The sequence below is a fragment of the Streptomyces sp. NPDC008092 genome (assembly GCF_042957285.1).
Classification (GTDB): domain Bacteria; phylum Actinomycetota; class Actinomycetes; order Streptomycetales; family Streptomycetaceae; genus Streptomyces.
In genome coordinates, this window is record NZ_JBIBHY010000014.1 from 126696 (window position 1) to 149459 (window position 22764).

The 22764-nt window shown below is 70.6% G+C and carries 20 protein-coding genes; 7 read left to right on the forward strand and 13 right to left on the reverse strand.

From position 1 onward, the window contains the following. Window positions 1-60: 60 nt before the first annotated feature. Window positions 61-750 carry a CBS domain-containing protein gene (locus ACFZB3_RS37370; protein ID WP_391384143.1) on the forward strand — a complete coding sequence of 230 codons (690 nt, stop codon included), beginning with the start codon at window positions 61-63 and terminating at the stop codon, window positions 748-750. A gap of 36 nt (window positions 751-786) precedes the next feature. On the opposite strand, the gene ACFZB3_RS37375 is transcribed toward ACFZB3_RS37370, so the two are convergent. The 4 genes from ACFZB3_RS37375 to ACFZB3_RS37390 form a co-directional block, all read right to left on the reverse strand. Next, on the reverse strand, window positions 787-1440 hold the full coding sequence (locus tag ACFZB3_RS37375) for a CBS domain-containing protein (RefSeq protein WP_391384608.1): 654 nt from the start codon (window positions 1438-1440) through the stop codon (window positions 787-789). 375 nt (window positions 1441-1815) lie between these two features. Beyond that, entirely contained in the window at window positions 1816-2238 is a 423-nt protein-coding gene (locus tag ACFZB3_RS37380; protein WP_391384146.1) for an Hsp20 family protein, read from the reverse strand. A 129-nt stretch (window positions 2239-2367) separates the two neighbouring features. Then, on the reverse strand, window positions 2368-3282 hold the full coding sequence (locus tag ACFZB3_RS37385; protein ID WP_391384150.1) for a universal stress protein: 915 nt from the start codon (window positions 3280-3282) through the stop codon (window positions 2368-2370). A 228-nt stretch (window positions 3283-3510) separates the two neighbouring features. Beyond that, entirely contained in the window at window positions 3511-3717 is a 207-nt protein-coding gene (locus tag ACFZB3_RS37390) for a hypothetical protein (RefSeq protein WP_391384153.1), read from the reverse strand. Window positions 3718-4068: 351 nt separating this feature from the next. On the opposite strand from ACFZB3_RS37390, the gene ppdK reads away from it, so the two are divergent. The 5 genes from ppdK to ACFZB3_RS37415 all read left to right on the forward strand — a co-directional run bounded on the left by ppdK (window position 4069) and on the right by ACFZB3_RS37415 (window position 12518). Then, entirely contained in the window at window positions 4069-6753 is a 2685-nt protein-coding gene (gene ppdK / locus ACFZB3_RS37395; protein ID WP_391384156.1) for a pyruvate, phosphate dikinase, read from the forward strand. Between the two features lie 253 nt (window positions 6754-7006). After that, the gene (locus ACFZB3_RS37400) at window positions 7007-7726 is read left to right on the forward strand and encodes a CBS domain-containing protein (protein ID WP_391384161.1); all 720 of its coding nucleotides are present in this window, start codon (window positions 7007-7009) and stop codon (window positions 7724-7726) included. A 120-nt stretch (window positions 7727-7846) separates the two neighbouring features. Next, window positions 7847-10555, forward strand: coding sequence for a bifunctional acetaldehyde-CoA/alcohol dehydrogenase (gene adhE / locus ACFZB3_RS37405; RefSeq protein ID WP_391384163.1), 2709 nt, complete (start codon window positions 7847-7849; stop codon window positions 10553-10555). Between the two features lie 270 nt (window positions 10556-10825). Then, window positions 10826-12040, forward strand: coding sequence for a globin domain-containing protein (locus ACFZB3_RS37410; protein WP_391384167.1), 1215 nt, complete (start codon window positions 10826-10828; stop codon window positions 12038-12040). A gap of 55 nt (window positions 12041-12095) precedes the next feature. Beyond that, on the forward strand, window positions 12096-12518 hold the full coding sequence (locus ACFZB3_RS37415) for a hypothetical protein (RefSeq protein WP_391384170.1): 423 nt from the start codon (window positions 12096-12098) through the stop codon (window positions 12516-12518). A gap of 480 nt (window positions 12519-12998) precedes the next feature. Here the strand turns inward: ACFZB3_RS37415 and ACFZB3_RS37420 are convergent, their stop codons facing one another. Continuing rightward, window positions 12999-13673, reverse strand: a complete 675-nt coding sequence (locus ACFZB3_RS37420; protein WP_391384173.1) for a pyridoxamine 5'-phosphate oxidase family protein — start codon at window positions 13671-13673, stop codon at window positions 12999-13001. 18 nt (window positions 13674-13691) lie between these two features. Then, a complete protein-coding gene (locus ACFZB3_RS37425; RefSeq protein ID WP_391384177.1) occupies window positions 13692-14009 on the reverse strand; it encodes a hypothetical protein in 318 nt (105 codons plus the stop codon). 563 nt (window positions 14010-14572) lie between these two features. Here ACFZB3_RS37425 and ACFZB3_RS37430 point away from each other — a divergent pair. Further along, window positions 14573-15151, forward strand: a complete 579-nt coding sequence (locus tag ACFZB3_RS37430) for a hypothetical protein (protein ID WP_391384180.1) — start codon at window positions 14573-14575, stop codon at window positions 15149-15151. Window positions 15152-15370: 219 nt separating this feature from the next. Here ACFZB3_RS37430 and ACFZB3_RS37435 read toward each other — a convergent pair whose 3' ends face one another. From ACFZB3_RS37435 to adhP, 7 genes are all read right to left on the reverse strand, one after another. Further along, window positions 15371-15643 carry a PadR family transcriptional regulator gene (locus ACFZB3_RS37435; RefSeq protein WP_391384184.1) on the reverse strand — a complete coding sequence of 91 codons (273 nt, stop codon included), beginning with the start codon at window positions 15641-15643 and terminating at the stop codon, window positions 15371-15373. Next, a complete protein-coding gene (locus tag ACFZB3_RS37440) occupies window positions 15612-15872 on the reverse strand; it encodes a hypothetical protein (RefSeq protein ID WP_391384186.1) in 261 nt (86 codons plus the stop codon). The genes ACFZB3_RS37435 and ACFZB3_RS37440 overlap by 32 nt, the downstream gene beginning before the upstream one ends. Continuing rightward, window positions 15869-17002, reverse strand: coding sequence for a PIN domain-containing protein (locus ACFZB3_RS37445; RefSeq protein WP_391384189.1), 1134 nt, complete (start codon window positions 17000-17002; stop codon window positions 15869-15871). Before ACFZB3_RS37445 ends, ACFZB3_RS37440 begins: the two co-directional genes overlap by 4 nt. 301 nt (window positions 17003-17303) lie before the next feature. After that, window positions 17304-18317: a type I glyceraldehyde-3-phosphate dehydrogenase gene (gene gap / locus ACFZB3_RS37450; protein ID WP_391384192.1), complete on the reverse strand. Its 1014-nt coding sequence runs from the start codon at window positions 18315-18317 to the stop codon at window positions 17304-17306. Window positions 18318-18348: 31 nt separating this feature from the next. Continuing rightward, entirely contained in the window at window positions 18349-20733 is a 2385-nt protein-coding gene (locus tag ACFZB3_RS37455; protein ID WP_391384195.1) for a phosphoketolase, read from the reverse strand. 129 nt (window positions 20734-20862) lie between these two features. Then, entirely contained in the window at window positions 20863-21735 is an 873-nt protein-coding gene (locus ACFZB3_RS37460) for a universal stress protein (protein WP_391384198.1), read from the reverse strand. Between the two features lie 5 nt (window positions 21736-21740). Next, window positions 21741-22763 carry an alcohol dehydrogenase AdhP gene (gene adhP / locus ACFZB3_RS37465; protein WP_391384201.1) on the reverse strand — a complete coding sequence of 341 codons (1023 nt, stop codon included), beginning with the start codon at window positions 22761-22763 and terminating at the stop codon, window positions 21741-21743. Window position 22764 lies beyond the last annotated feature (1 nt).

Sequence of the window (22764 nt, forward strand, 5' to 3'; positions counted from 1 at the left end):
GGCAGCTCGCGGCGCAGCCTGAAGGTGTCGCGGAACGGCACACAGCTCCTGGAGGACGCCATGAACGGCACTCCCATCGTCGTCGACGACGTGATGACTCACCGGGTCGTCGCCTTGCGCACCGGGGCGGCCTTCAAGGACATCGTGAAAACGATGCGCGAGTGGCGGATCAGCGCCCTCCCCGTCCTTGACGACGACGGACGTGTCGTGGGCGTGGTCTCCGAAGCGGATCTGCTCCCCAAGGAGGAGTACAGCGAAGGCGACCCGGGCCACTACGGACAGGTACGGGATCCCACCGAGGTCCGCAAGGCGGAAGCGGTGACCGCCGGCGAGCTCATGACCACGCCCGCCGTGACCGTGGGACCGCACCACACTCTCGCCCACGCGGCGCGCGTCATGGCCCGCACCAGGGTCAAACGGCTGCCGGTCGTCGGCCGCGACGGAACCCTGAAGGGCGTCGTCAGCCGATCGGACCTGCTGAAGGTCTTCCTGCGGGACGACGCGGACATCGCCGAGGAAGTCAGGCGCGAAGTCGTTGTACGGCTCTTCGGCACACACTCCGACGGGGTGCGGGTCGAGGTGCGCGACGGCGCCGTGATCTTTACCGGGCGGGTCCGGGAAACCGCTCTGGTCCCGCTCGCCGTCCTCCTCGCGCGGGCCGTGCCCGGCGTGGTGGACGTGTGCTACGAACTGTCGGGCCCGCACCGCCGTCCGGACGTGCCCGACCCACAGCGCGCGGCCCCCGCCTGACCCCGGCTCCCAGCGAGTCCGTCGCCGGATGGGGGTTCACGCGGCGTCGGGGGCGGTGAGCCGACAGTTGACGCCGATCACGCCTTCGACGCCCCGGACCAGACGTGCGGCCAGCGGAATCCGGGCGGCATCGCCGACACGTCCGGTCAGGGTCACGACGCCCTCGGTGACCACGACATGTACGGGCTCGATCGGGGCCGGGAAGAGGACGTCGACGACGTCGCGGCGGATCTCGTCGGCGAGATCGTTGTCCGGGCGCAGAAAGACCTTCAGCAGGTCGCCACGGCTGACCACGCCTTCGAGCGCGCCCTCGGCATTCACCACGGGGAGCCGTTTGACGTGCCGCAGAGCCATGATCCGTGCCGCCTCGGCCAGCGCGGCGTCGCTGTGAACGGTGACCGCCGGTGTGCTCATCAGCTCCTCGGCGCGTACCGCCCCGGCCTTGGCCAGGTCGGGCAGCCGGCGCAGCTGGGTGAACCGGTCCGGATCACTGTCCCGGAATTCCTCCTTGGGCAGCAGGTCGGCCTCGGAGACCACCCCGATCACCCGCCCGTCGCCCTCCAGTACGGGCATTGCGCTGACCTTGAACTGCTCCATGCGCTCGACGATGTCCTTGAACAGGGTCTCTCGACCCACGGCTACGACGGCGCGTGTCATCACGTCACCGACCTGGTGCGGGCTGCCGTGCATGGTCCTCGCCTCATGATGCCGGGTGGTCATGTCAGGCCTCCGCGTGTCTCGACAACGGCCGGGCAGCCGCGAAGGAGACCTCACGGGCGAGAGGCACGAGCCGTCCGCGGTGCACCGGTCACGAGCCGCGTTCATGGCCGGAGTCATCCCACCGGCTGCCCTTCCTGTGCTGATGAAACCAGCCTGCGCGCTCCCGGGCTCCGGCGCCACAGACCATCCGGTCTGGCAAGGACCCTTGCCAGACAGGGCAAGTAAATCCATGCTCCCGCCCGACGCACGTGATCCTAAGGGAGCGGCAGCACCCCGTTTCGACAGTGTGCGCGGCCGGCGAGCGACCGGCCGCGCACACCTGGTGCGACTACGGCGTGCCCTGTCTCAGCCGCGCCGCACCGGGATGGTCCTGGTTCCCGCCTTCTCCTCCGGGACCGGGACCGTGATGGTCAGCACACCGTCCTTGTACTGCGCGGTCGCCTCGTCGCCCTTCGCACCGGAGGGCAGACGGACCGAACGGGCGAAGGTGCCGTAACGGAACTCGGTGCGGTGCTTCTCCGTCTTCTCCTCGCTGCGTTCGGCGCGCAGGGTCAGCACGTTCTCCTCCACCGTGATCTCGACGTCCTTGTCGGGGTCGATGCCGGGGAGTTCGGCGCGGAGGACGTAGATCCCGTCCTTCAGGTGTTCCTCGATGCGGATGCCGTGGAGTCCCGCAGGCAAATGCGTCCCGGGGATCCCTCCCTCGACCCAGCCGAACAGCTCGGGCAGTGCCGGGAAACCGGGCAGGCGCTCCATCACGCTGTTCATGCTCTGCCTCCTCTCCTTCCTGGTCGCTTCCAGCGTCCCGCGATGCCGGCACGCAACGCGTGGGCCGCCCGGGCCCCTGCTGGACCCGGACGGCCCTCGCCTCCGCCGCCGTTCCGGCGTCGGCCCCGGTCAGTCGTGCGGCACCACCGCGACCGGCGCGGAGGCGTGTTGCAGCACCGCATGGGTCACCGGGCCGATGTGGCCGCCGACCGAGGCCTGGCGCCGCTTTCGTCCCACGACGACCAGCGCGGCGTCCCGTGACGCGTGTACGAGGTGGCGGCCGGCGCCGCCGACCACGGCCTGTGCGCTGACCTCCACGCCAGGGAACTTGTCCTGCCAGGGCCGCAGGACATCGCCCAGCCCCTGCCGTATCTCCTCCGCTAGTTCGAGGTTCAGCCCCGCGTCCAGGGCGGCGCCATAGCCGTAGGAGGCCGCCTGCGTCCAGCCGTGGACCACCCGCAGACGGGCCACTCGGCGACGGGCGGTCTCGAACGCGAACTCGATGACGGCGTCGTTCGGATTCTCGACGTCCAGGCCCAGGACGATGTCGCGGTAGGGGGTGGTGATCGACCCGGCGCCCGCGGCGTCCGGCAGATGCTCGTCCTCGGCGCGCTCACCGGCCCGTACGAGGACGACGGGCCGCTCGGCGCGCGCCACGAGGGCGAGAGCGACCGAGCCGACGATGAATCCGGGCACGATGCCGAGGCCCCGGGACCCGAGGACCAGCAGTTCCCCGTCCTCGGCGGCTGTCAACAGGGCGGGGACGGCCTGCTCCTGGACCTGCCGGCTCGTGATCCGGAGCCCGGGGTGGCGCCCGGCGAGCCGGGTCTCGGCCTCGCGCAACAGGTCGGCGGCCCATGTGCGCTGTACGTCGAGCACGTCCAGTGCCGGAAATCCCGCGTACGGGACGTACATGGGGCGCGGTGGGTCATCGGCATGTACGAGGCACAGGGGCACGTTGCGTTGTGCCGCCTCGCGAGCGGCCCAGTCTGCGGCGGCGAGGCTTTCGGGCGAGCCGTCGAGACCGACGGTGATGGCGGACATGTGCGGACCTCCTTGGGGGATGCACGCTCAGTCTCCGAGGCACGCGCACGTGGCAGGAGGGGCCCGAGGTCCCTCGCACGGGGCCCGATCGGCCCTCTGGGACGAGGGAGACGTGCGGCTCCACCGCGAGGTGACCGCCCGGCGTGATCGCCGCGCCGTCGGCGCGTCGACCGCAGTGGGCCGGGGACCATGTCCCCGGCCCACTCGGAACCTTGTCCGCCGCGCGCGTCAGGAGTGCACCGCCGTGCGGTGGTCCTTCCGGACCGCCCGGTGCCGGATCGGCTGGTGCGCCGGACGCCTCCGGTGCGCCCGACGGCTCTGCAGCCGGACCACGAGGTCGTCGAAGAACGCGGCCAGGACGCATGTGAGTCCCAACGCCAGCACGAGCAACACCGCGAACCTCTCCCAGAACTCCGGTGTGAGACTGGTACCCAATGTCCTCGCCCTCCCTGATCTGTGCCGTTCTCCCTGCTTCCAGCCAACTCCGGCTCAGGCCGGCGCGCATGAGCCGAGGGGGTCGGGCGGAGGTCCGACGGGGCCCTTGCGCGCGGGGCCGCATGGATCCTGGGGCCGTCGGTCCGGGAGGGCCTCTCGTTGCCACGGCAACCACGGCGACCACAGCGACCGTCGGCAGTAGGACACGGTGACGAACCATGCCGAGTTCTCCCGCTCCCGCCTGGGCCGGTCGGCCCAGTGGCGGGGACCGACAGCACCTGCCCCCGCGATCCCGGCGGCCCGACGCTGGAGCTGTACACCGCCCTGAGACCGACGGAGGAGACCGGCGTCATGATCCGTTACGTGTACGACTTCACAGAGGGCGGCCGTGACAAGGCCGACCTGCTCGGCGGCAAGGGGGCCAACCTGGCCGAGATGACCCGGCTGGGGCTGCCCGTCCCGCCGGGTTTCACCGTCACCACCGAGGCCTGCCGGACGTTTCTCGCCACCGGCGCCGAGCCGGACGGTCTGGCGGGCGAGATCACCGAGCACCTGACGGCCCTGGAGCGGGCGGCCGGACGGCGGCTGGGCCGGTCCGACGACCCGCTGCTGCTGTCCGTCCGCTCCGGGGCGCGGTTCTCGATGCCCGGCATGATGGAGACGATCCTCGACATCGGACTCAACGACGAGTCCGTCCTCGGCCTGGCGAAGGTGTCCGGGAACGAACGCTTCGCCTGGGACTCCTACCGTCGTCTCGTACAAATGTTCGGTAGCACCGTCATGGGGGTCAACGGCGCTCTCTTCGAGCACGCCATGGCCGACCTCAAACGGGACCGTGGCGCGGCGAACGACCTGGGCCTGGACGCGGCGGACCTGGCGGGGCTCGTCGGGACGTACAAGGACATCATCCGTCAGGAGACCGGAGAGGACTTCCCGCAGTCCCCGGACGAGCAGCTGCGCCGGGCCGTCCTCGCCGTCTTCGAGTCCTGGCAGGGCGAACGCGCCCGCGTCTACCGCCGCCGCGAGCACATCGCCGACGACCTGGGCACCGCGGTCAACGTGCAGACCATGGTCTTCGGCAACCTCGGCCCCGACTCCGGCAGCGGCGTCGCCTTCACCCGCGACCCGGCCACGGGACTGCCCGGCCTCTACGGGGACTATCTGGCGAACGCGCAGGGCGAGGACGTCGTCGCCGGCATCCGCAACACCGTCCCGCTGACCGCCCTGGAGGAACTGGACCCGGCCTCGTACACCCAACTGCTCGGCCACCTGCGGACGTTGGAGACCCACTACCGCGACCTGTGCGACATCGAGTTCACCATCGAGCGCGGCCGGCTGTGGATGCTGCAGACCCGGGTGGGCAAGCGCACCGCCGAAGCCGCGTTCGCCATCGGCGCCGAGCTGGTCGACGAGGGCCTGATCACCGCCGACGAGGGTCTGTCCCGCGTGAGCGGGGACGGCCTCGCCCGGCTGATGTTCCCCCGGTTCGACACCGCGGACGTCGGCGAGGCGCTGGCGCACGGTCTGCCGGCCTCGCCGGGTGCGGCCGTGGGCGCCGCCGTGTTCGACTCGGCCGAAGCCGTCCGCCGCGCCGCCGCGGGCGAGAAGGTCGTCCTCGTACGCCAGGAGACCACCCCCGACGACCTCCCCGGCATGATCGCCGCACAGGCAGTGCTGACCAGCCGGGGCGGCAAGACCAGCCACGCGGCCGTGGTCGCCCGCGGCATGGGCAGGGTGTGCGTGTGCGGCGCCGAGGAGCTCTCCGTGGACACCGCGGCGCGGCGCTTCACCGTGGGAGACACCGTCGTCGAGGAGGGCACCGTCGTCTCCGTCGACGGCTCCGGGGGCGCCGTGTACCTGGGTGCCGCGCCGCTGGTCGACTCCGAGGTGATGCGGTACTTCGAGACCGGTGAGCGGTCGGCGGGACTGGTCGACGCCGTGGCCCGGGCCATGGAGCGGGCCGACGGCGTGCGGCGTCTTGAGGTGCGGGCGAACGCCGATACGCCCGAGGACGCCGCCCGGGCCCGGCGGTTCGGCGCGCAGGGCGTCGGGTTGTGCCGAACCGAGCACATGTTCCTCGGCGAGCGCCGCAAGCTGGTCGAGGCGATGATCCTGGCCCGCGACGAGACCGAGCGCGCGACGGCTCTGGGCGCGCTGCTGCCACTCCAGCGCCAGGACTTCATCGGCATCCTGGAGGCGATGGACGGCCTGCCGGTCACCATCCGGCTCATCGACCCGCCCCTGCACGAGTTCCTGCCCGACCGGACCGACCTCGCCGTGCGCATCGCCACCGCCGAGGCTCGGGGCGCGGTGCCCGAGCCGCACGACACCGAGCTGCTCGACGCCGTCAACCGCATGCACGAGGAGAACCCGATGCTCGGCCTGCGCGGTGTACGCCTGGGCCTGGTCGTGCCGGGGCTGGTCGCCATGCAGGTGCGGGCGATCGCCGAGGCGGTCGTGGCGCGCACGAGGGCAGGGGGCTCCCCCGAGGCGGAGATCATGGTGCCGCTCGTCGGCGCGGTCGAGGAGCTGCGGATCGAACGCGAAGAGGTGGAACGCGTCCTTGCCGAGGTCTCCGAGGAGTCCGGCGTCCCGGTGCACTGCCCGGTCGGCACCATGATCGAGCTGCCCCGGGCCGCGCTCACGGCCGGCCGGATCGCCGAGGAGGCCGAGTTCTTCTCCTTCGGCACCAACGACCTCACCCAGACCACCTGGGGCTTCTCCCGCGACGACGTCGAGGCGGCGTTCTTCTCCGCCTACCTCGACAAGGGCATCTTCGCCGCCTCGCCGTTCGAGACGCTGGACGTCACGGGCGTGGGCCGGCTGGTGCGGATCGCCGTCGACGAGGGGCGCGCGCGGCGACCTGACCTGAAGATCGGCGTCTGCGGTGAACACGGCGGGGATCCGGACTCGGTCCACTTCTTCCATGCGGCCGGCCTCGACTACGTCTCCTGCTCGCCGTTCCGCGTCCCGGTCGCCCGCCTGGAGGCAGGACGGGCCGCGCTCCCCGGGACGGGGACGAGCGACAGCAGGTGACAAGGGTCGGGCTCCGTGGCGGAACGGCCCCGCACCGACGGCAGCGGGACCTTCTGCTCCCGGGTCCCGGAGACCCGCCCACCGAGCCGTGGGCGGGTCGGACCCTCCGCACAGGACACTCGGCCCTGCTCGGCACGAGGCGCGGGAGGGAGCCTTGAACCAGGTATCGGATCCGGCCGGCGACGGCCCGCCCCGCACGCAGATCCGGTGGACGACCCGACCTGGACACCGGATGAGGAAGGAAGTGGGTGCCATGGCCCGCATCGTCGGTGAGGTGATGACAGGCGACGTCGTCGAGGCGCACCGGGACACGTCGTTCAAGGATCTGGTGCGGTTGCTGGACCGGCATCGGATCAGCGGGCTGCCCGTCGTGGATCACGACGACAAGGTCGTGGGCGTCGTCTCCGAGACGGATCTGATCCGGCACCAGGCAACCAGGTCCGCATCCGGCCGGACGGGAAGGCTCCGCATCCCTCCGCTGAGGCGCGGGGCCCGTCGGGCGGCCGCGGTCACCCGCGCCGGGGCCGGCACCGCACAGGAACTGATGACGACGCCCGCGGTCACCGTGCATCCGGAACAGCAGATCGCGGACGCCGCGCGCGTGATGGAGCGTCACGGCGTCGAACGCCTCCCGGTCGTCGACGAGGAGGACCGGCTGATCGGCATCGCCACCCGCCGGGATCTGCTGCGTGTCTTCCTGCGCACCGACGACGAGATCCGCCAGGAGGTGTCCGACGAGGTGGTGACCCGTGCCCTGGGCCTGCCGGCCGAGACTGTGACCGTGTCGGTCCGGGACGGCATGGTCACGCTCGCCGGGGCCGTCAGCCAACGGGACGACATCCCGCTCGCGATCCGGCTGACGTATCGGGTGGACGGAGTGGTCGGCGTTGTCAACGGGCTGAACGTCCGCATCGATTCGGGACCGGTCAGCCCTCCGAAGGGACCGGCGGGACCTGGGGGCGGGCCGCGCTGAAGAGAGACGCTACTGGTGGGAGCGGTACCGATCCCCCGCGGTGCCGCTCCCACCCCGTGCTCTCACCCCGCGCCGCCGCCCCTGCGGCGGCGGTCTCTCGACGACGGAGGCTCGCCCACCATGACCCGCCACGACGACCGCAGCGAGACCACCGGACTCACCGAGGCGCCGTCCGACAGCGCCATCGCGGTGGACCGGCTTGTGGCGAACGGACTCAAGGCACTGGCCGACTACGAGGCGCTCGACCAGGAGCAGGTCGACCACATCGTGAAGAAGGCCTCGGTCGCCGCCCTGGACCAGCACACCGCGCTCGCGCGACTCGCCGTGGACGAGACCGGACGCGGAGTCTTCGAGGACAAGGCCGCCAAGAACATGTTCGCCTGTGAACACGTCACGCACAGCATGGGCCCGATGAAGACGGTCGGTGTCATCGCCCGCGACGACATCGACGACATGATCGAGGTCGCCGAGCCCGTCGGCGTCGTGTGCGCGGTCACACCGGTCACCAACCCGACCTCCACCACGATCTTCAAGGCGCTGATGGCGCTGAAGACCCGCAACCCGGTCGTGTTCGCCTTCCACCCCTCCGCCCAGCGCTGCAGCGCACAGGCGGCCCGTGTCGTGCGCGACGCGGCGGTCGCGGCGGGTGCGCCCGAGCACTGCGTGCAGTGGATCGAAACCCCCTCCGTCGAGGCGACCGGCGCCCTGATGCGGCACCCGGGTGTCTCGCTCATCCTCGCCACCGGCGGCAACGCCATGGTCAAGGCCGCCTACTCGGCCGGCAAGCCCGCCCTGGGCGTGGGCGCCGGCAACGTCCCCGCGTACGTGCACAAGAGCGCCGGGCTGCGCCGGGCCGTCAACGACCTGGTGCTGTCCAAGTCGTTCGACAACGGCATGATCTGCGCCTCCGAACAGGCCGTCATCCTGGACGAGGAGATCTACGACGCCGCCCTGGCCGAATTCCGCACGCTGCACGCCCACGTGGCGACCGCCGAGGAGAAGGCGAAGCTGGAGGCGTTCCTGTTCCCGGCCTCCCGGTCGGCCGGCGAGGCCACGGTGGCCGGCTGCGAGCCCAAGGTGAACTCCGCGGCCGTCGGCCAGAGCCCGGCGTGGATCGCCGAGCGGGCCGGGTTCACCGTACCGGCCGACACGTCCCTCATCCTGGTCGAGGCCGATCAGGTCGGCCCGCAGGAACCGCTCACCCGGGAGAAACTGTGCCCGGTCCTCGCCGTCCTGCGCGCCGACTCCGAGCAGCGGGGCTTCGACCTCGCCGCCGACATGGTCGACTTTCACGGGCAGGGCCACAGCGCCGTCATCCACACCGAGGACAGCGCCCTGGCCGAGGCGTACGGCCGACGCATGAAGACCGTACGGATCATCGTCAACTCACCCTCGTCGCAGGGCGCGATCGGCGGGATCTACAACAGCCTGCTCCCGTCACTGACACTGGGATGCGGCTCCTGGGGCAGTACCTCGGTCTCCAACAACGTCTCCGCGGCCCAGCTCCTGAACGTCAAGCGCGTCTCGGTGCGCCACAACAACCTCCAGTGGTTCAAGGTCCCACCGAAGATCTACTTCGAGCCGCAGTCCATCCGCTACCTGACCTCCATGCCGGACGTCCACCGCGTCACCGTCGTCACCGACGCGACGATGACCCGCCTCGGCCTCGTCGACCGGGTCGAGCGTGTGCTGCGACGGCGCCGGGAGCCGGTCACCATCCAGGTCATCGACAACGTCGAACCCGAGCCCAGCATCGACTCCGTGCGGCGTGGCGCCCGGCTGATGGGCGATTTCCGCCCCGACACCATCATCGCGCTGGGCGGCGGCTCCCCCATGGACGCGGCCAAGGTGATGTGGCTGCTGTACGAGCAGCAGGCCGAGGGCAAGGACGTCGACTTCGCCGACATGCGGCACAAGTTCTCCGACATCCGCAAGCGCGCCTTCCGCTTCCCGACACTGGGCGGGCTGGCCCGCCTGGTGTGCATCCCCACCACCTCCGGCACCGGTGCCGAGGTGACCCCGTTCGCCGTCATCTCGGATCCCGCCACCGGCAAGAAGTACCCGCTGGCCGACTACGCGCTCACCCCCAGCGTGGCCATCGTCGACCCGCTGCTCACGACCGGGCTGCCCCGGGCACTGGCCGCCGACAGCGGCTTCGACGCCCTCACCCACGCCATCGAGGCGTATGTGTCGGTCTACGCCAACGACTTCACCGACGGCCCGGCCCTGCACGCGATCCGACTGATCTTCGAGAACATCGAGGCCGCGGTGAACGACCGCGCGGCACAGCCCAGGGCCCGGGAGAAGATGCACAACGCCGGCACCATCGCGGGCATGGCCTTCGGCAACGCCTTCCTCGGCATCGTCCACGCGATGTCCCACACCCTCGGCGCCACCTTCCACATCGCGCACGGCCGCACCAACGCCGTGCTGCTGCCGCACGTCATCCGCTACAACGGCACCGTCCCCACGAAGCTCACCGGCTGGCCCAAGTACGAGAACTACCGTGCTCCGGAACGCTTCCAGGACATCGCCCGCACTCTCGGCCTGCCCGCCAGCACGCCCGCCGAGGGCGTCGAGTCGCTGGCGTCGGCGGTGGAGCGGCTCCGCGAGGCGGTGGGCATCGAGCCGACGTTCCAGGCCCTCGGCGTCGACGAGCGCGTGTTCCTCGACGCACTGCCCCAGCAGGCCCTCAACGCCTACGAGGACCAGTGCGCGCCCGCCAACCCGCGGATGCCAATGCTCGACGACATGCAGGAGCTCATGCGCCTCGCCTACTACGGCCGTACGCAGGACCGTCCCGCCCATGAGCAGGCGGCACGGCCGTAGCGCGCATCGGCGCCGCCGTCGCACCGGCGTCCGTTCAGGGCGCCGGTCGTGACAGGGGCCGACGGGCCGATACCGCAGAGCCGTCCGGCCCTGGTGGAAGGAACCCGGCGGGGCCGGTCCTCCCCAGGTGACGGGCCCTTCGGCCCCTCTTCGGACCACCGCCCTCGTACGGCGCCGAAACAGGGTCAGGCGCCTGCTACACAGAGATCGCCGCCCAGATCGATGCGGCTCCCTCTTCCCTTTCAAGTCGCCCTTTCCGGGAGGTCTTCCATGCTGTCCGCAGAATCCGCCGCCCTCGTCCGGGCCACCCTCCCCGCCGTGGCCGGAGCACTCGACGAGATCACCACCCGCTTCTACGCCACGATGTTCCACGACCGTCCGGAACTGCTCGACGGCATGTTCAACCGCGGCAACCAGGCCAGCGGTGCACAGCGCCAGGCCCTGGCCGGATCGATCGCCGCCTTCGCGACCGCGCTGCTCGACGAGCCGGACACCCGCCCGGACACACTCCTGGCCCGGATCGCCCACAAGCACGCCGCGGTCGGCGTCACGGACGACCAGTACACGATCGTGCACAAGTACCTGTTCGGTGCGATAGCCGAGGTTCTGGGCGAGGCGGTCACGCCGGAGGTGGCGGCCGCCTGGGACGAGGTCTACTGGCTGATGGCCGGCGCCCTGATCGCCCAGGAGGCCCGCCTCTACCAGGACGCGGGCGTCCGGCCGGGCGAGATCTGGCGTCCCTGGACGGTCGTCGAGCGTCGCACCGAGACCCCCGACGTGGTGTCCTTCCTGCTCCGCCCGGCGGACGGCGGACCGGCGCCGCGGGCCCGCGCGGGCCAGTACGTGAGCGTCCGTCTGCGCATGGCCGACGGGGTCCGCCAACTGCGCCAGTACAGCCTGTCCTCGGACCCGGGCGGAGATCTGCGGCGGATCACCGTGAAGCGGCTGGGAGGCGAGGCAGCCGGGCCGGACGGCGAGGTCTCCGCCCTGCTCCACGACCGCGTCCGCGAGGGGGACGAGCTGATGCTGTCCGCGCCGTTCGGAGACGTCTTCCTCGACGGCCCGGCCGACGCCACGACCCCGCTCGTGCTGGTCTCGGCGGGCATCGGCTGCACGCCCATGACCGGCATCCTGGCCCACCTGGCCGCCCTCGGCTCGACCCGTCCGCTGCTGGTCCTGCACGCCGACCGTTCCCCCGGCGACCACGCACTGCGCGCCGAGGCACACGACCTCGTCGGACGGCTTCCGGGTGCCCGCGCCGTCTTCTGGTACGAGCGCCCGGGAGCGGAGGAACCCGAGGCCCGCACCGGCCCGATGGACCTGGACGGCATCCAACTCCCTGACGGGGCAACGGTGTTCCTGTGCGGCCCGCTCCCCTTCATGCGCGCGGTGCGCGGACAGCTGCTCGCCGCCGGGGTGTCCGCACGGCGCATCCGCTACGAGGTCTTCGGCCCCGACCTGTGGCTCCCCGGCACCGCTGCCTGAATCACGCCGAACGTTCGAGTCCCCCAGCATTCCGATGTCCGATGGAGGAACACCCATGACCACCGACCACGCCCAGGCGACGCCCACCGTGCGGCTGCGTTCCGACGGCCCCGTGGACGAAGCGACTCTGGCGTACGCCCGTACGAAGATCGATGCCGTCGTGAGCAGGCCGGGACTGCCGGCCGTCACGGGAGTCGTGCGCATCGTGCGGGCGGGCGCTCGCCACGCCGACCACCCGTGGCTGGCAACGGCCGACCTGCACGTCGGCGGTCGCCAGGTGACCGCCCAGGCCGAGGAGGCCACGGGCACCGAGGCCGTCGACCGGCTCCAGGACAGGCTGCGCGGCCAGATCGACAGGGCCGCCCACTCCTGGGACGACGGCGACCGGAAGGCGGCCCCGCCGTGGCGCGGCGGAACCCGGCGGTCCCACCGCGAAGCCGACCCCGGCAGCGCGGGGGAGGGCTCCCGGACGGCCTGAATCCGCGGTGTGCACAGACCTGGTCGGCGACGACGCGCCGACCAGGCCGGCGACCGAGACAGACACCGACGCGACCCGCTACCAGACCGAACGGCCCCACCCCGTGACCAACAGCCCACAGACCCGGCCCCGGACCGCGGCAAGACCCAGGAAATGCGGTTCGTGATCGATCGGCGCGAACGAGGAACTGTGTGATGGCGAAGGCCTAGCTGGTGGGCAGCGGAATCGCGACGCCCCAGCCGCCTCCGTGACGATCCGTCCCCGCTCGCTGGTACATGAGCAGGCGGATGTTGCTCCCCCTCCGACAGCACACGGAGGAGCATCTCGTACAGCACAGCCTCCCGACCGGCCCGGTCGGCTGCATCCGTGCCGCTGACGACGGGACCCGACGAACTCTCCTGCACTCGTCAGTCCTGGAACGGTCCGGAGGCCTGCGGCCGGGGACCACCGGTCCCCGGCCACTCTGAGTCAGGCCCCTGATCAGACCGAGATCCGGCGTCCCGTGACCGCGAACGGATCGATACGCACCCACAGTTCGCGACGACCGCCCGCCCATGGGGTGCTGTGGGCCTGTTCCGCCAGTCGGAGCTGCTCGCCGAGGTCCGTCACCAGGTGTGCGTGTCCGCGTACCAGCACGCTCCAGCCCTGGCTGAACACGTCGTCGATACGGTCCACCTCGAAGGCGACCGGGCGGCCCGACGCCAGCGACGGGGTCGCGCCGCGGACCGTCCGGAAGGCGATCGTCCCGTCGACGACGCTGTAGTTGACCGGCACGATCACCGGCCCCAGGGCCGTGGACACGGCGAGCCGTCCCACCCCGTGAGTCGAGAGCAGGTCGCCGCACTCGGTCCTGCTGAGTTCGGTGAACTCGGGGGCGGGCGCCGCTTGTCCGGTACCCGGTGGAAGATCGACGTCGCCCCCGGTGAGCGCCGAGACCGTGGTCTCCAGCACAGCGGCCAGCTTGAGCAGCGCACCGCGGCTCGGCGCGGCACCGGGGTGCTGTTCAAGGTGCCGCAGATAGCCGGTGGCCATGTCGGCCCGGGCGGCGGCCTCTCCTCGGGACAGGCCGAGTTCGACGCGACGTGCGGCGAGTCGGCGGCCCAGGTCACCCGCGGGCGAGCCCCCCGTCAGCCTCGTCTGTGTCTGTTCGGTCATTGCCGTCACATCCTTTCGTCAGGCAGCCGCTCGGACGGGGACGTCGTCGTGCGGCTTCTCCTCGGCTACGGCCTTGAGCGCGCCGGTGTCGGCGGCCGGGTGAACACGTCGGTGAGGTTGGCGATCAGCTGCCCTGGGGGGGGTCCGGGCATCGGCCACGGTGTCGGAGGCGAGCCGCCCTGCGGCTTCCAGCCGGGACCCGGCCAGATCGACGGCGACGGTGCCGCCCGGGCACACGTGCCCGTCGGGCACTCCCACCTCGTTCGTGGTGGGGAAGGCGTCCGCCGATAGTGCGGGCGCGGACTGCCCAGGGCCATGGAAGACGTGATCCTTCATGACGCTCCTCACCTTCCGCCCGTCGAGTGCCAAGCGAGCGAGATCGCTCCACAGATCCCAGCTTGACCAGCGACAGTGCGCGCCGCTTGGGCCGGTCCGGACCCTGTCCCCCGCCAGACGGCCCCCTACCGTCGCCCGGTGCCGCAGCGGGCCCGCGAGTCCTGTCCGACCTGCCGAACGGGGACTTTTCGGGCCGTGGGCTCGGTGGGCCGCCCGGTGGCGAGCGACACGGGGTCCCAGGGGCCGTTCAGCAGGCGGGTGGCTGGTGACCATCCGAAACGGGTCAGTGCGACCTGCAGGTTGAACACCCAGGCTCCGGCGCCGGACCGCTCGCGCTCTGCCCCTGCAGTCATCGACACCCCCGCCCCGCCGCCGGCAGAAGCCGATGGATATGAGCGGGAGTCCGACGGATCTCGTCGCCTCCTGGGCTGAACGGCCCTGTCCGCTTGCGGAGTTGGTCCCGAGCGGCCTCTCTGCGGCACCTGGTCGGCCCATGTGGCGGCAGGGTCGCGGCTGTCATCTTCGGACGTGTCGCCCCGACGACGAGAAGGAGGTGCGGACCGATGCCCAGGACCGGGTACCCAAGGAAACTGCTGTGGCGGTGGCGGAACAATCCGCTGCGGCGGCGCCATGACATCGTCGAGGCGTGGATCGTGCTGGCCACGTGGACGGTCGTCGCTGTGGGCGGCACCGTCACCGGACTGGTCACGGCTTCTACCGCGGACGAGATGTTCGCGCGGCAGCGAACGGAACGGCATTCCGTCCGAGCCGAGCTCCTGAACGACGTCCCGCGCAGCACAGGCGCGCTCGGCGGAACCGATCGCCGGTCAGCGTCGGTGCGCTGGACGACACCCGACGGTTCGATCCGCACGGGCAGGACGCTTGTGAGCACGGGGCTCAAGGCCGGCGCCAAGGTCACGGTCTGGCAGGACGGCCAGGGCCAGCTCGCCCTCGCGCCGACGGGCTCCGCGGAGGCCACAATCGAGTCCGGGTTTTTGGGTACCACGGCCGCGCTCGCACTCGCCGGACTGGTGTTCGGCGCCGGTGCGGTGGCCCGGTGGCGGCTCGACTGCCGCCGCTTCGACGAATGGGACCGGGAATGGGATCTGGTGGGACCGCGATGGGGCCACAAGACCAGCTGAGTCAGTCACGGATCAGAGGCTCCGGGCCGAGGGACGGCCTGGGGCCTCGCCATGTGTCCGCAGCCCGGGTCTGTACCGAGTACCCGACCTCCGCGAGCGGTTCGACCTCTGCCGGTAGGCGACGGCACGCTCCCGGCTGAGCCGTGAAGGGACCTGTCCGCCGCACCGGAAAACGGACTGTCCGGCTGGTGGCGGGGCTGGTCGTCGGTGGGCAGGACCTCACGGGCCGGCGCCGCCTTCCCCGCCGCTCGGTGGCCCAGTAGACGCGGCGGGTACGGACGCCGACCACCCGTGCTCAGGGACCAGCAGGCCGTCCGACCAGTGCAGCGTGGGGTACAGCGCGCCGAGGCTGATCTGGCAGCCCTGGCCGGCCAGTTCCTCGACCATCCACGCACCATGGATCTTCTCCTGCACCGCGTGGTGCAGGATGTGCAGCCGCAGCGTGCCCCGCTGAAATCCCTCACCGGCGTCCACCGCCTCCCCGACTGCCACCACCGAAGATGACGAATCCGATACCGGGCCCCGATACGACGGGTGCTCGGTGACGGACCGCCCTACATGCCCGCAAGCCGACGGTCAGGCGGCCTGGCCAAGGCCCGCGGTTGATGCCCTCGGCCAGGTACGACGAGATGCTGGCCAGGCCGTCGGGACCGATCGTCCAGCGCTCTTCCAGCAGCCGCTGACCGATCTCGTCGATGGCCAGGGCGTTGCGGAAGATCACCGCTCGTCAATTTGCATCCTGACCAGCCTCAAGGGAGCGGATTCGGCATGCCGGACGAGTGCCCAGCCGATGCCCTGGTCACCTGGATCGACGAGCTGATGCGTGTCACTGACAGCCGGGGCCCCTGCAGAGACGACTTCGGCCGACCTGGCGCGAGCGTCTTGGACCTCCAGAAGAACAGTCGTTTCGAAGGCGAAGTTGACTTCCTCGGCCCAGACGGTCTCAGCGGATTGACCTTGGAGATGTTCAAAGATCTTGGCACCCTGCCAGTCCAGCTGTGCACTGACCCAGATACGGTCTTCGACTCGGTAGGTGCGGTGTTTCTTGAGACGCCTCAGTTTCAGAAGTATTCCGGACGACTTGAAGTATCCACCAGGGTCGTCGACGTCAGATGACAGAGCTGGCAGGAGGCGGAAGAACAGGGCACCGCCCATCAAGGCAATGTTGACTGCGTGGGCGACGACTGGGCCGTTGAGTAGTTCCTCAAGGTTCTCAGGAGCCTCGACGGGCTCGACCAGCTCACTGAGCAGCTGTTCGATACCTCCGGGCAGCAGCCGGAGCCTCGCGGCCTTCTCCCCGAGTTTCTGTTCGGCCTCTTCGCGGAGCAGAGGATGGAAGTCGCTCTTGCCGAAGTCACCGTCCATGCTGAGGAACCAGACGTCTTCGTCGTGCGCAGCCGCTGTTTCCAGAAGGGTGAGCCATATCGTGACATCGCGAGCCCCGGTGGCTTTGACCGGCTTGCCGTTGGCGCCCCAAACCTGGTTTGCGGGTGGCTGCCGATTCGCTTCCCGTTTGAGTGCCTCTTCCGCTGCTCCGGCAGGAGTTGGCAGGATGGTGAAGATCTCTTCCAGAGCACTGCGCCGTCGGTCTGCAGCCTCGTCAGCTGATAGGCCGCTCACGTGTGACGTCAGATCTTGGCCGTAGGTTTTGTCGAGCGTGGAGAGCGCTTTGCGTGCGTCGCGGATGGCCAACTCGACATCGTGCCGGTGATGGGCCGTGTGCTCAACGGCAACCATTTCGGGTATGACTAGAGACAGCTTGTGTATTTCTGCGATTTTGCGGAGCATTCCCAGAATCGCCCCGTGAGGGAACGCCGCTGCATCGAGCTGGTTGGTATCGAGAACGATCACAGGTGCCCCTGGCGCGGTATACAGGTGGTGCGTGCCACGACGTGTGCAACGGTCGGCATGCCGAGGTCAACAGCTTGCCCGCTGCGCGCGACTTGTGCCTCAGGTTGAGAGAGTTTCACCTCGGCGAGCAGCAGGTCGGTGTCCAACCGGGACAGCCGTAGCAGCAGTCGTTCCAGTTCTTCGAGGTCGACGGGGTGCTTCCGTTCGCGCCCGGCAACAGCGGGAGCGGACCGGGGCCGGTCGGCCCTCACGCCTGAGCCGACCGCCCCTTCCCCCGCTCCGCGGGGCCCGGCCGCACGGGTCAGTCGTCGGCCACCAGGGCCGTGAGATCCAGGAGCCGGTTGGTGTAGCCCCACTCGTTGTCGTACCAGCCGAAGACCTTGGCCAGGGTGCCGTTGGCCTGGGTGAGGGCCGGGTCGAAGACGCAGGAGGAGGGGTCGCCGATGACGTCACGGGAGACGATCGGGGCCTTGGACACTCGCAGGATGCCGTTCAGCGGTCCGTCCGCGGCCGCCTCGAACACGGCGTTGATCTCGTCCACGCTCGCATCCCGGCCGAGCACCACCGCCAGGTCGGTGAGCGAACCGTCCTCCACCGGTACTCGCACCGCGATCCCGTCCAGGGCCCCGGCGAGTTCCGGCACCACCAGGCCCACCGCGCGGGCGGCACCCGTGCTGGTCGGGATGATGCTCAGGGCGGCCGAGCGAGCCCGCCGCAGGTCCTTGTGCGGGCCGTCGAGGAGGGACTGATCGTTGGTGTAGCCGTGGATCGTGGTCATCACGCCGCGCTCGATACCGAAGGCGTCGTCGAGGACCTTCACCATCGGGGCGACACAGTTGGTGGTGCAGGACGCGGCGGAGACGATCCGGTGCTGATGCCCGTCGTAGGAGGCGTCGTTGACGCCCATCACGATGGTGGCGTCGACGTCCTTCCCCGGCGCCGACAGCAGCACGGTGTGGGCGCCCGCCTTCAGGTGCAGGGCGGCGGAGTCGCGGTCGCGGAAGCGGCCGGTGGACTCGACGACGATCCCGGCGCCGTAGTCCGACCAGTGCAGGGCGGCCGGGTCCCGCTCCGAGCTGACGGCGATGCGCCGGCCGTCCACCGTGATGGAGTTGTCGTCGTGCAGGACGTCGCGTCCGATGTGCCCGAACGTCGAGTCGTACTCCAGCAGATGGGCGAGCGTGGCGGGGGAGGTGACGTCGTTGATCGCGACCACCTCGACGTCCTGCGTGCCCGCCTCGGCACGGTCCAGGGCGGCGCGCAGGTAGGTACGGCCGATGCGGCCGAAGCCGTTGATGCCGACACGTACGGTCATGGCGGTGAACTCCTTACGGGGTCGGTGGTGCTCAGGCGTTCCAGGTCCAGTCGGCGACCTCGGGCAGGTCGGTGCCGTGCTCGCGGATCCACGCGTGGTGGCGGGTGCGCGCGTCGGCCATCTGCTGGCGTACGGCAGCGGCGCGGACGCCGAGACGGGGGACCCGGTCGATGACGTCCATGACCAGCCGGTAGCGGTCCAGGTCGTTGCGGACAACCATGTCGAACGGCGTGGTCGTGGTCCCCGACTCCTTGTAGCCGCGCACGTGCAGGTTCCGGTGGCCGGTGCGGCGGTAGGCGAGGCGGTGGATCAGCCAGGGGTAGCCGTGGTAGGCGAAGATCACCGGCTTGTCGGCGGTGAACAGGCCGTCGTACTCGAAGTCGGTCATGCCGTGCGGGTGTTCCTCGCGCGGCAGCAGCCGGGTCATGTCGACCACGTTGACCACGCGGACGGCGAGTTCCGGGAGGTGGCGGCGCAGCAGCTGGGCGGCGGCGAGGATCTCCTGGGTGGGCACGTCACCGGCGCAGGCGAGCACGACGTCGGGCTCGCGGGTGCCGTTCTCGGTGCCGGCCCACTCCCAGATCCCGGCACCGCGCGCGCAGTGCACACGGGCCTGGTCCATGGAGAGCCAGTCGAAGCAGGGCTGCTTGCCGGCCACGATGACGTTGACGTAGTCCCGGCTGCGCAGTGCGTGGTCGGCGACCGAGAGGAGGGTGTTGGCGTCCGGGGGCAGGTAGACGCGGACGACCTCGGGGCTCTTGTTGAGGACGTGGTCGACGAAGCCGGGGTCCTGGTGGGAGAAGCCGTTGTGGTCCTGACGCCAGACGTGCGAGGTCAGCAGGTAGTTGAGCGAAGCGATCGGGGCGCGCCACGGCAGCTCCCGCGATGTCTTCAGCCATTTGATGTGCTGGTTGACCATCGAGTCGACGATGTGCACGAACGCCTCGTAGCAGGAGAACAGTCCGTGCCGGCCGGTGAGGAGATAGCCTTCCAGCCAGCCCTGGCAGGTGTGTTCGGAGAGGATCTCCAGCACCCGGCCGTGGTGCTCCAGGTGTTCGTCCACCGGGAGGTACTGAGCCTGCCAGGCCTTACCGCTGACGTCGAAGACGGCCTGGAGCCGGTTGGAGGCGGTCTCGTCGGGCCCGACCAGCCGGAAGTCCCTTCGCTTGCCGGTGTCCTTCATGACCTGGGCGAGGAGGTCGCCAAGGACTCGGGTGGGTTCGTGCAGGGTGCTGCCCGGCTTGTCGACGGGGACGGCGAAGTCGTCGAGGTCGGCGATGGGCAGGTCGCGGACGAGCAGACCGCCGTTGGCGTACGGCGAGGCGCCGAGCCTCCGGGGGCCCTCGGGAATCAGGCCCAGGACGTCGGCAACGGGGCGTCCGTCCGGGCCGAAGAGTTCCTCGGGCCGGTAGGAGCGCAGCCAGGCCTCCAACTGCCGCAGGTGCTCGGGGTTCTCGCGGACGCCGGCGAGCGGAACTTGGTGGGCCCGCCAGGTGCCCTCGACGGGCACGCCGTCCACCTCGGCCGGACCCGTCCAGCCCTTCGGCGTACGCAGCACGATCACCGGCCAGTGCACCCGCTCGGTGACACCGCCCTCACGGGCGGTCTGTTGCATCACGGCGATCCGGTCCAGCGCGTCGTCCATCGCCGCCGCCATCGCCCGGTGCACCTTGATCGGGTCGTCGCCCGTGACATGGATCGGGTCGTGCCCGTATCCACGCAGCAGCGAGTCGAGTTCGGCCTCGGGGAGACGAGACAGCACGGTCGGGTTGGCGATCTTGTAGCCGTTGAGGTGCAGGATCGGCAGGACGGCGCCGTCGTGCGCCGGGTCGAGGAACTTGTTCGAGTGCCAGGAGGCGGCCAGCGGCCCGGTCTCCGCCTCGCCGTCGCCGATCACACAGGCGACCAGCAGGTCCGGGTTGTCGAAGGCGGCGCCGTAGGCGTGGGAGAGGGAGTAGCCGAGCTCGCCGCCCTCGTGGATGGAGCCGGGGGTCTCGGGGGCCACGTGGCTGGGCACCCCGCCGGGGAAGGAGAACTGCCGAAACAGCCGGCCCATGCCCTCCGCGTCGCGGGAGATGTCGGGGTAGGTCTCGCTGTAACTGCCCTCCAGCCACGAGTTGGCCAGCACCGACGGCCCGCCGTGGCCCGGCCCCCACACGCACAGCGCGTCGAGACCGCGCGCCCTGATCACCCGGTTGAGGTGGGTGTACACGAGGTTCAGGCCGGGCGAGGTACCCCAGTGGCCGAGCAGGCGGGGCTTGATGTGCTCCGGCCGCAGCGGCTCGGTGAGCAGCGGGTTGGACATCAGGTAGATCTGACCCGCCGCGAGGTAGTTGGCGGCCCGCCAGTGCGCGTCCAGGGTGCGCAGTTCGTCGTCGGACAGTGCGGTGGCGTCCTGGTTCTCGACCGTGGACATGGATGACACTCCGGAAGTCGTCGTTGTGATGGCCGCCAAGGGGCCTTGGCGGCCGAAGGGTTCAGCGGGTGGCCGAAGCGGCACGGTCGGCGAGAAGGCGGCCGGTCGCTGAGCAACCGGCCATCGCGCTCACGCCTGTTCGGGTACGACGGCCACCGGGCAGGCGGAGTGGTGCAGCACCGCATGTGCGACGCGCCCCAGTTGGAGTCCGAGGTGCTCCGGGTTGCGCCGGGCGCCGACCACCAGGAGGTCGGCCTCGTGAGAGGCGGCCAGGAGCAGTCGACGGGCCGGGCCCTCGACCGTACGCGGACGCACCTTCACGCCGGCAGGTGCGTCCTTCAGCGCGTCCGCGAGGACCTCGGCGGCGTGCTGTTCGTGCAGCCGCGCGGGTTCACCGGCGAGCAGGGGATGGTCGGTGGTCTCGTGAGCCGGGCACCGCCAGGCCCGTACGGCGTCCAGGGTCGCGCCGCGCAGCCTCGCCTCCTGGACGGCGAAGCGCAGGGCGGCGGAATCCGTCCCGTGCTCACCGACGCCCAGAACGACGTGGCCGTGGTCTCCCGCACGGACCTGGTTGTCGTGACTGCCGCGCAGCACGATCACCGGGCAGGCCGCGTGGGCGGCGACGGCCAGGCTGACCGAGCCGAGCAGCATGTCGACGAACCCACTGCGGCCACGGGTGCCGAGCACCAGCGCGGAGGCGCTGCGGCTCTCATGCACCAGCGCGTACTCGGGTTCCTCTGGCAGCACCTCGGTTGAGATCTTGACACCGCTCTGGCGCAGGTGGGCCCGCTGTGCGGCGGTCCGGACGATGTCCTCGGCCATGACCTGCTCGGACGGCTTGCCCAGGTCCTTGGCCAGTGAGGAACCCTCGTACCGCTCCCAGAGAGAGGCGTACACCAGCCGGAGCGGTGCCCCGCGCAGGGCGGCCTCGTCGGCCGCCCAGTCGACGGCCCGGAGGCTGGGCTCGGAGCCGTCGACGCCGACGACGAGTGGGAGGTCCATCGTCGTCACCGCCCCGCGTTCATGTCGAAGACGATCCGGGCCTTGACCTCGCCGCGCAGCACCTCGTCGATGGACTCGTTCACGGAGGTCAGGGGGCGGGTCTCGCAGATCACCTGGGTCTGTCCGGCGGCGTGCAGCTGGAAGACCTCGGCGAGGTCCTGGCGGGTGCCGACGATCGAGCCGATGACGCTCGTGCCGTTCAGGACGGTGTCGAAGATCGGGACGCGGACCGTGCCGTGCGCGGGCAGCGCGACCATGACCAGCTTGCCGCCGCGCCGCAGGCCGGAGTTGACGGCCTCGAAGGCGGCGTCGTTCACCGCGAGCGCGATCGCGGCATGCGCTCCGCCGTGCCGCTTGAGGACCTCACCGACGTCGACCTTGCGGGCATTGATGACGAGGTCCGCGCCGAGCGCGGTGGCGAGTTCGAGCTTCTCGTCGGTGACGTCGATGGCCGCCACCGTGGCGCCGGCGATCTTCGCGTACTGCACAGCGAGATGGCCGAGCCCGCCGATCCCGGAGATCGCGACGAGCTGGGTCGGCCGCACGCCGGCGACCTTGAGCGCCTTGTACGTCGTCACGCCGGCGCAGGTCAGCGGGGCGGCGTCGACGGCGCTGACGCCGTCGGGCACGGGCTGGGCGAAGTCGGCCCAGGCGAGCATCTTCTCGGCGTACCCGCCGTCGCAGCCGTAACCGGTGTTGACCTGCTGCTCGCACAGGGTCTCCCAGCCGGACAGGCAGTGCTCGCACCGCCCGCAGGCCCTGCCCAGCCAGGGCACGGCGACCCGCTGCCCGACGACCAGGTGGGTGACGCCCTCGCCGAGCTTCTCGACGAGTCCGACGCCCTCGTGTCCGGGGACGAACGGCGGGGTCGGCTTGACGGGCCAGTCGCCGTGCGCGGCGTGGATGTCGGTGTGGCACAGGCCGGAGGCCTCGACACGGATCCGGACCTGCCCGGGGCCGGGCTCGGGGTCGGGGCGCTCCTCGATGACCAGGGGCTCGCCGAAGGCTCGTACGACCGCTGCCTTCATG

Bases quoted from the DNA above. Each gene is read 5' to 3' on its own strand.
- adhP (WP_391384201.1), bottom strand. From the start codon at position 22,763: ATGAAGGCAGCGGTCGTACGAGCCTTCGGCGAGCCCCTGGTCATCGAG.
- gap (WP_391384192.1), bottom strand. From the start codon at position 18,317: ATGACCGTACGTGTCGGCATCAACGGCTTCGGCCGCATCGGCCGTACC.
- ACFZB3_RS37420 (WP_391384173.1), bottom strand. From the start codon at position 13,673: ATGACCGAACAGACACAGACGAGGCTGACGGGGGGCTCGCCCGCGGGT.
- ACFZB3_RS37455 (WP_391384195.1), bottom strand. From the start codon at position 20,733: ATGTCCACGGTCGAGAACCAGGACGCCACCGCACTGTCCGACGACGAA.
- ACFZB3_RS37430 (WP_391384180.1), top strand. From the start codon at position 14,573: ATGCCCAGGACCGGGTACCCAAGGAAACTGCTGTGGCGGTGGCGGAAC.
- ppdK (WP_391384156.1), top strand. From the start codon at position 4,069: ATGATCCGTTACGTGTACGACTTCACAGAGGGCGGCCGTGACAAGGCC.
- ACFZB3_RS37380 (WP_391384146.1), bottom strand. From the start codon at position 2,238: ATGAACAGCGTGATGGAGCGCCTGCCCGGTTTCCCGGCACTGCCCGAG.
- ACFZB3_RS37460 (WP_391384198.1), bottom strand. From the start codon at position 21,735: ATGGACCTCCCACTCGTCGTCGGCGTCGACGGCTCCGAGCCCAGCCTC.
- ACFZB3_RS37400 (WP_391384161.1), top strand. From the start codon at position 7,007: ATGGCCCGCATCGTCGGTGAGGTGATGACAGGCGACGTCGTCGAGGCG.
- ACFZB3_RS37375 (WP_391384608.1), bottom strand. From the start codon at position 1,440: ATGCACGGCAGCCCGCACCAGGTCGGTGACGTGATGACACGCGCCGTC.
- ACFZB3_RS37370 (WP_391384143.1), top strand. From the start codon at position 61: ATGAACGGCACTCCCATCGTCGTCGACGACGTGATGACTCACCGGGTC.
- ACFZB3_RS37415 (WP_391384170.1), top strand. From the start codon at position 12,096: ATGACCACCGACCACGCCCAGGCGACGCCCACCGTGCGGCTGCGTTCC.
- ACFZB3_RS37385 (WP_391384150.1), bottom strand. From the start codon at position 3,282: ATGTCCGCCATCACCGTCGGTCTCGACGGCTCGCCCGAAAGCCTCGCC.
- adhE (WP_391384163.1), top strand. From the start codon at position 7,847: ATGACCCGCCACGACGACCGCAGCGAGACCACCGGACTCACCGAGGCG.
- ACFZB3_RS37425 (WP_391384177.1), bottom strand. From the start codon at position 14,009: ATGAAGGATCACGTCTTCCATGGCCCTGGGCAGTCCGCGCCCGCACTA.
- ACFZB3_RS37410 (WP_391384167.1), top strand. From the start codon at position 10,826: ATGCTGTCCGCAGAATCCGCCGCCCTCGTCCGGGCCACCCTCCCCGCC.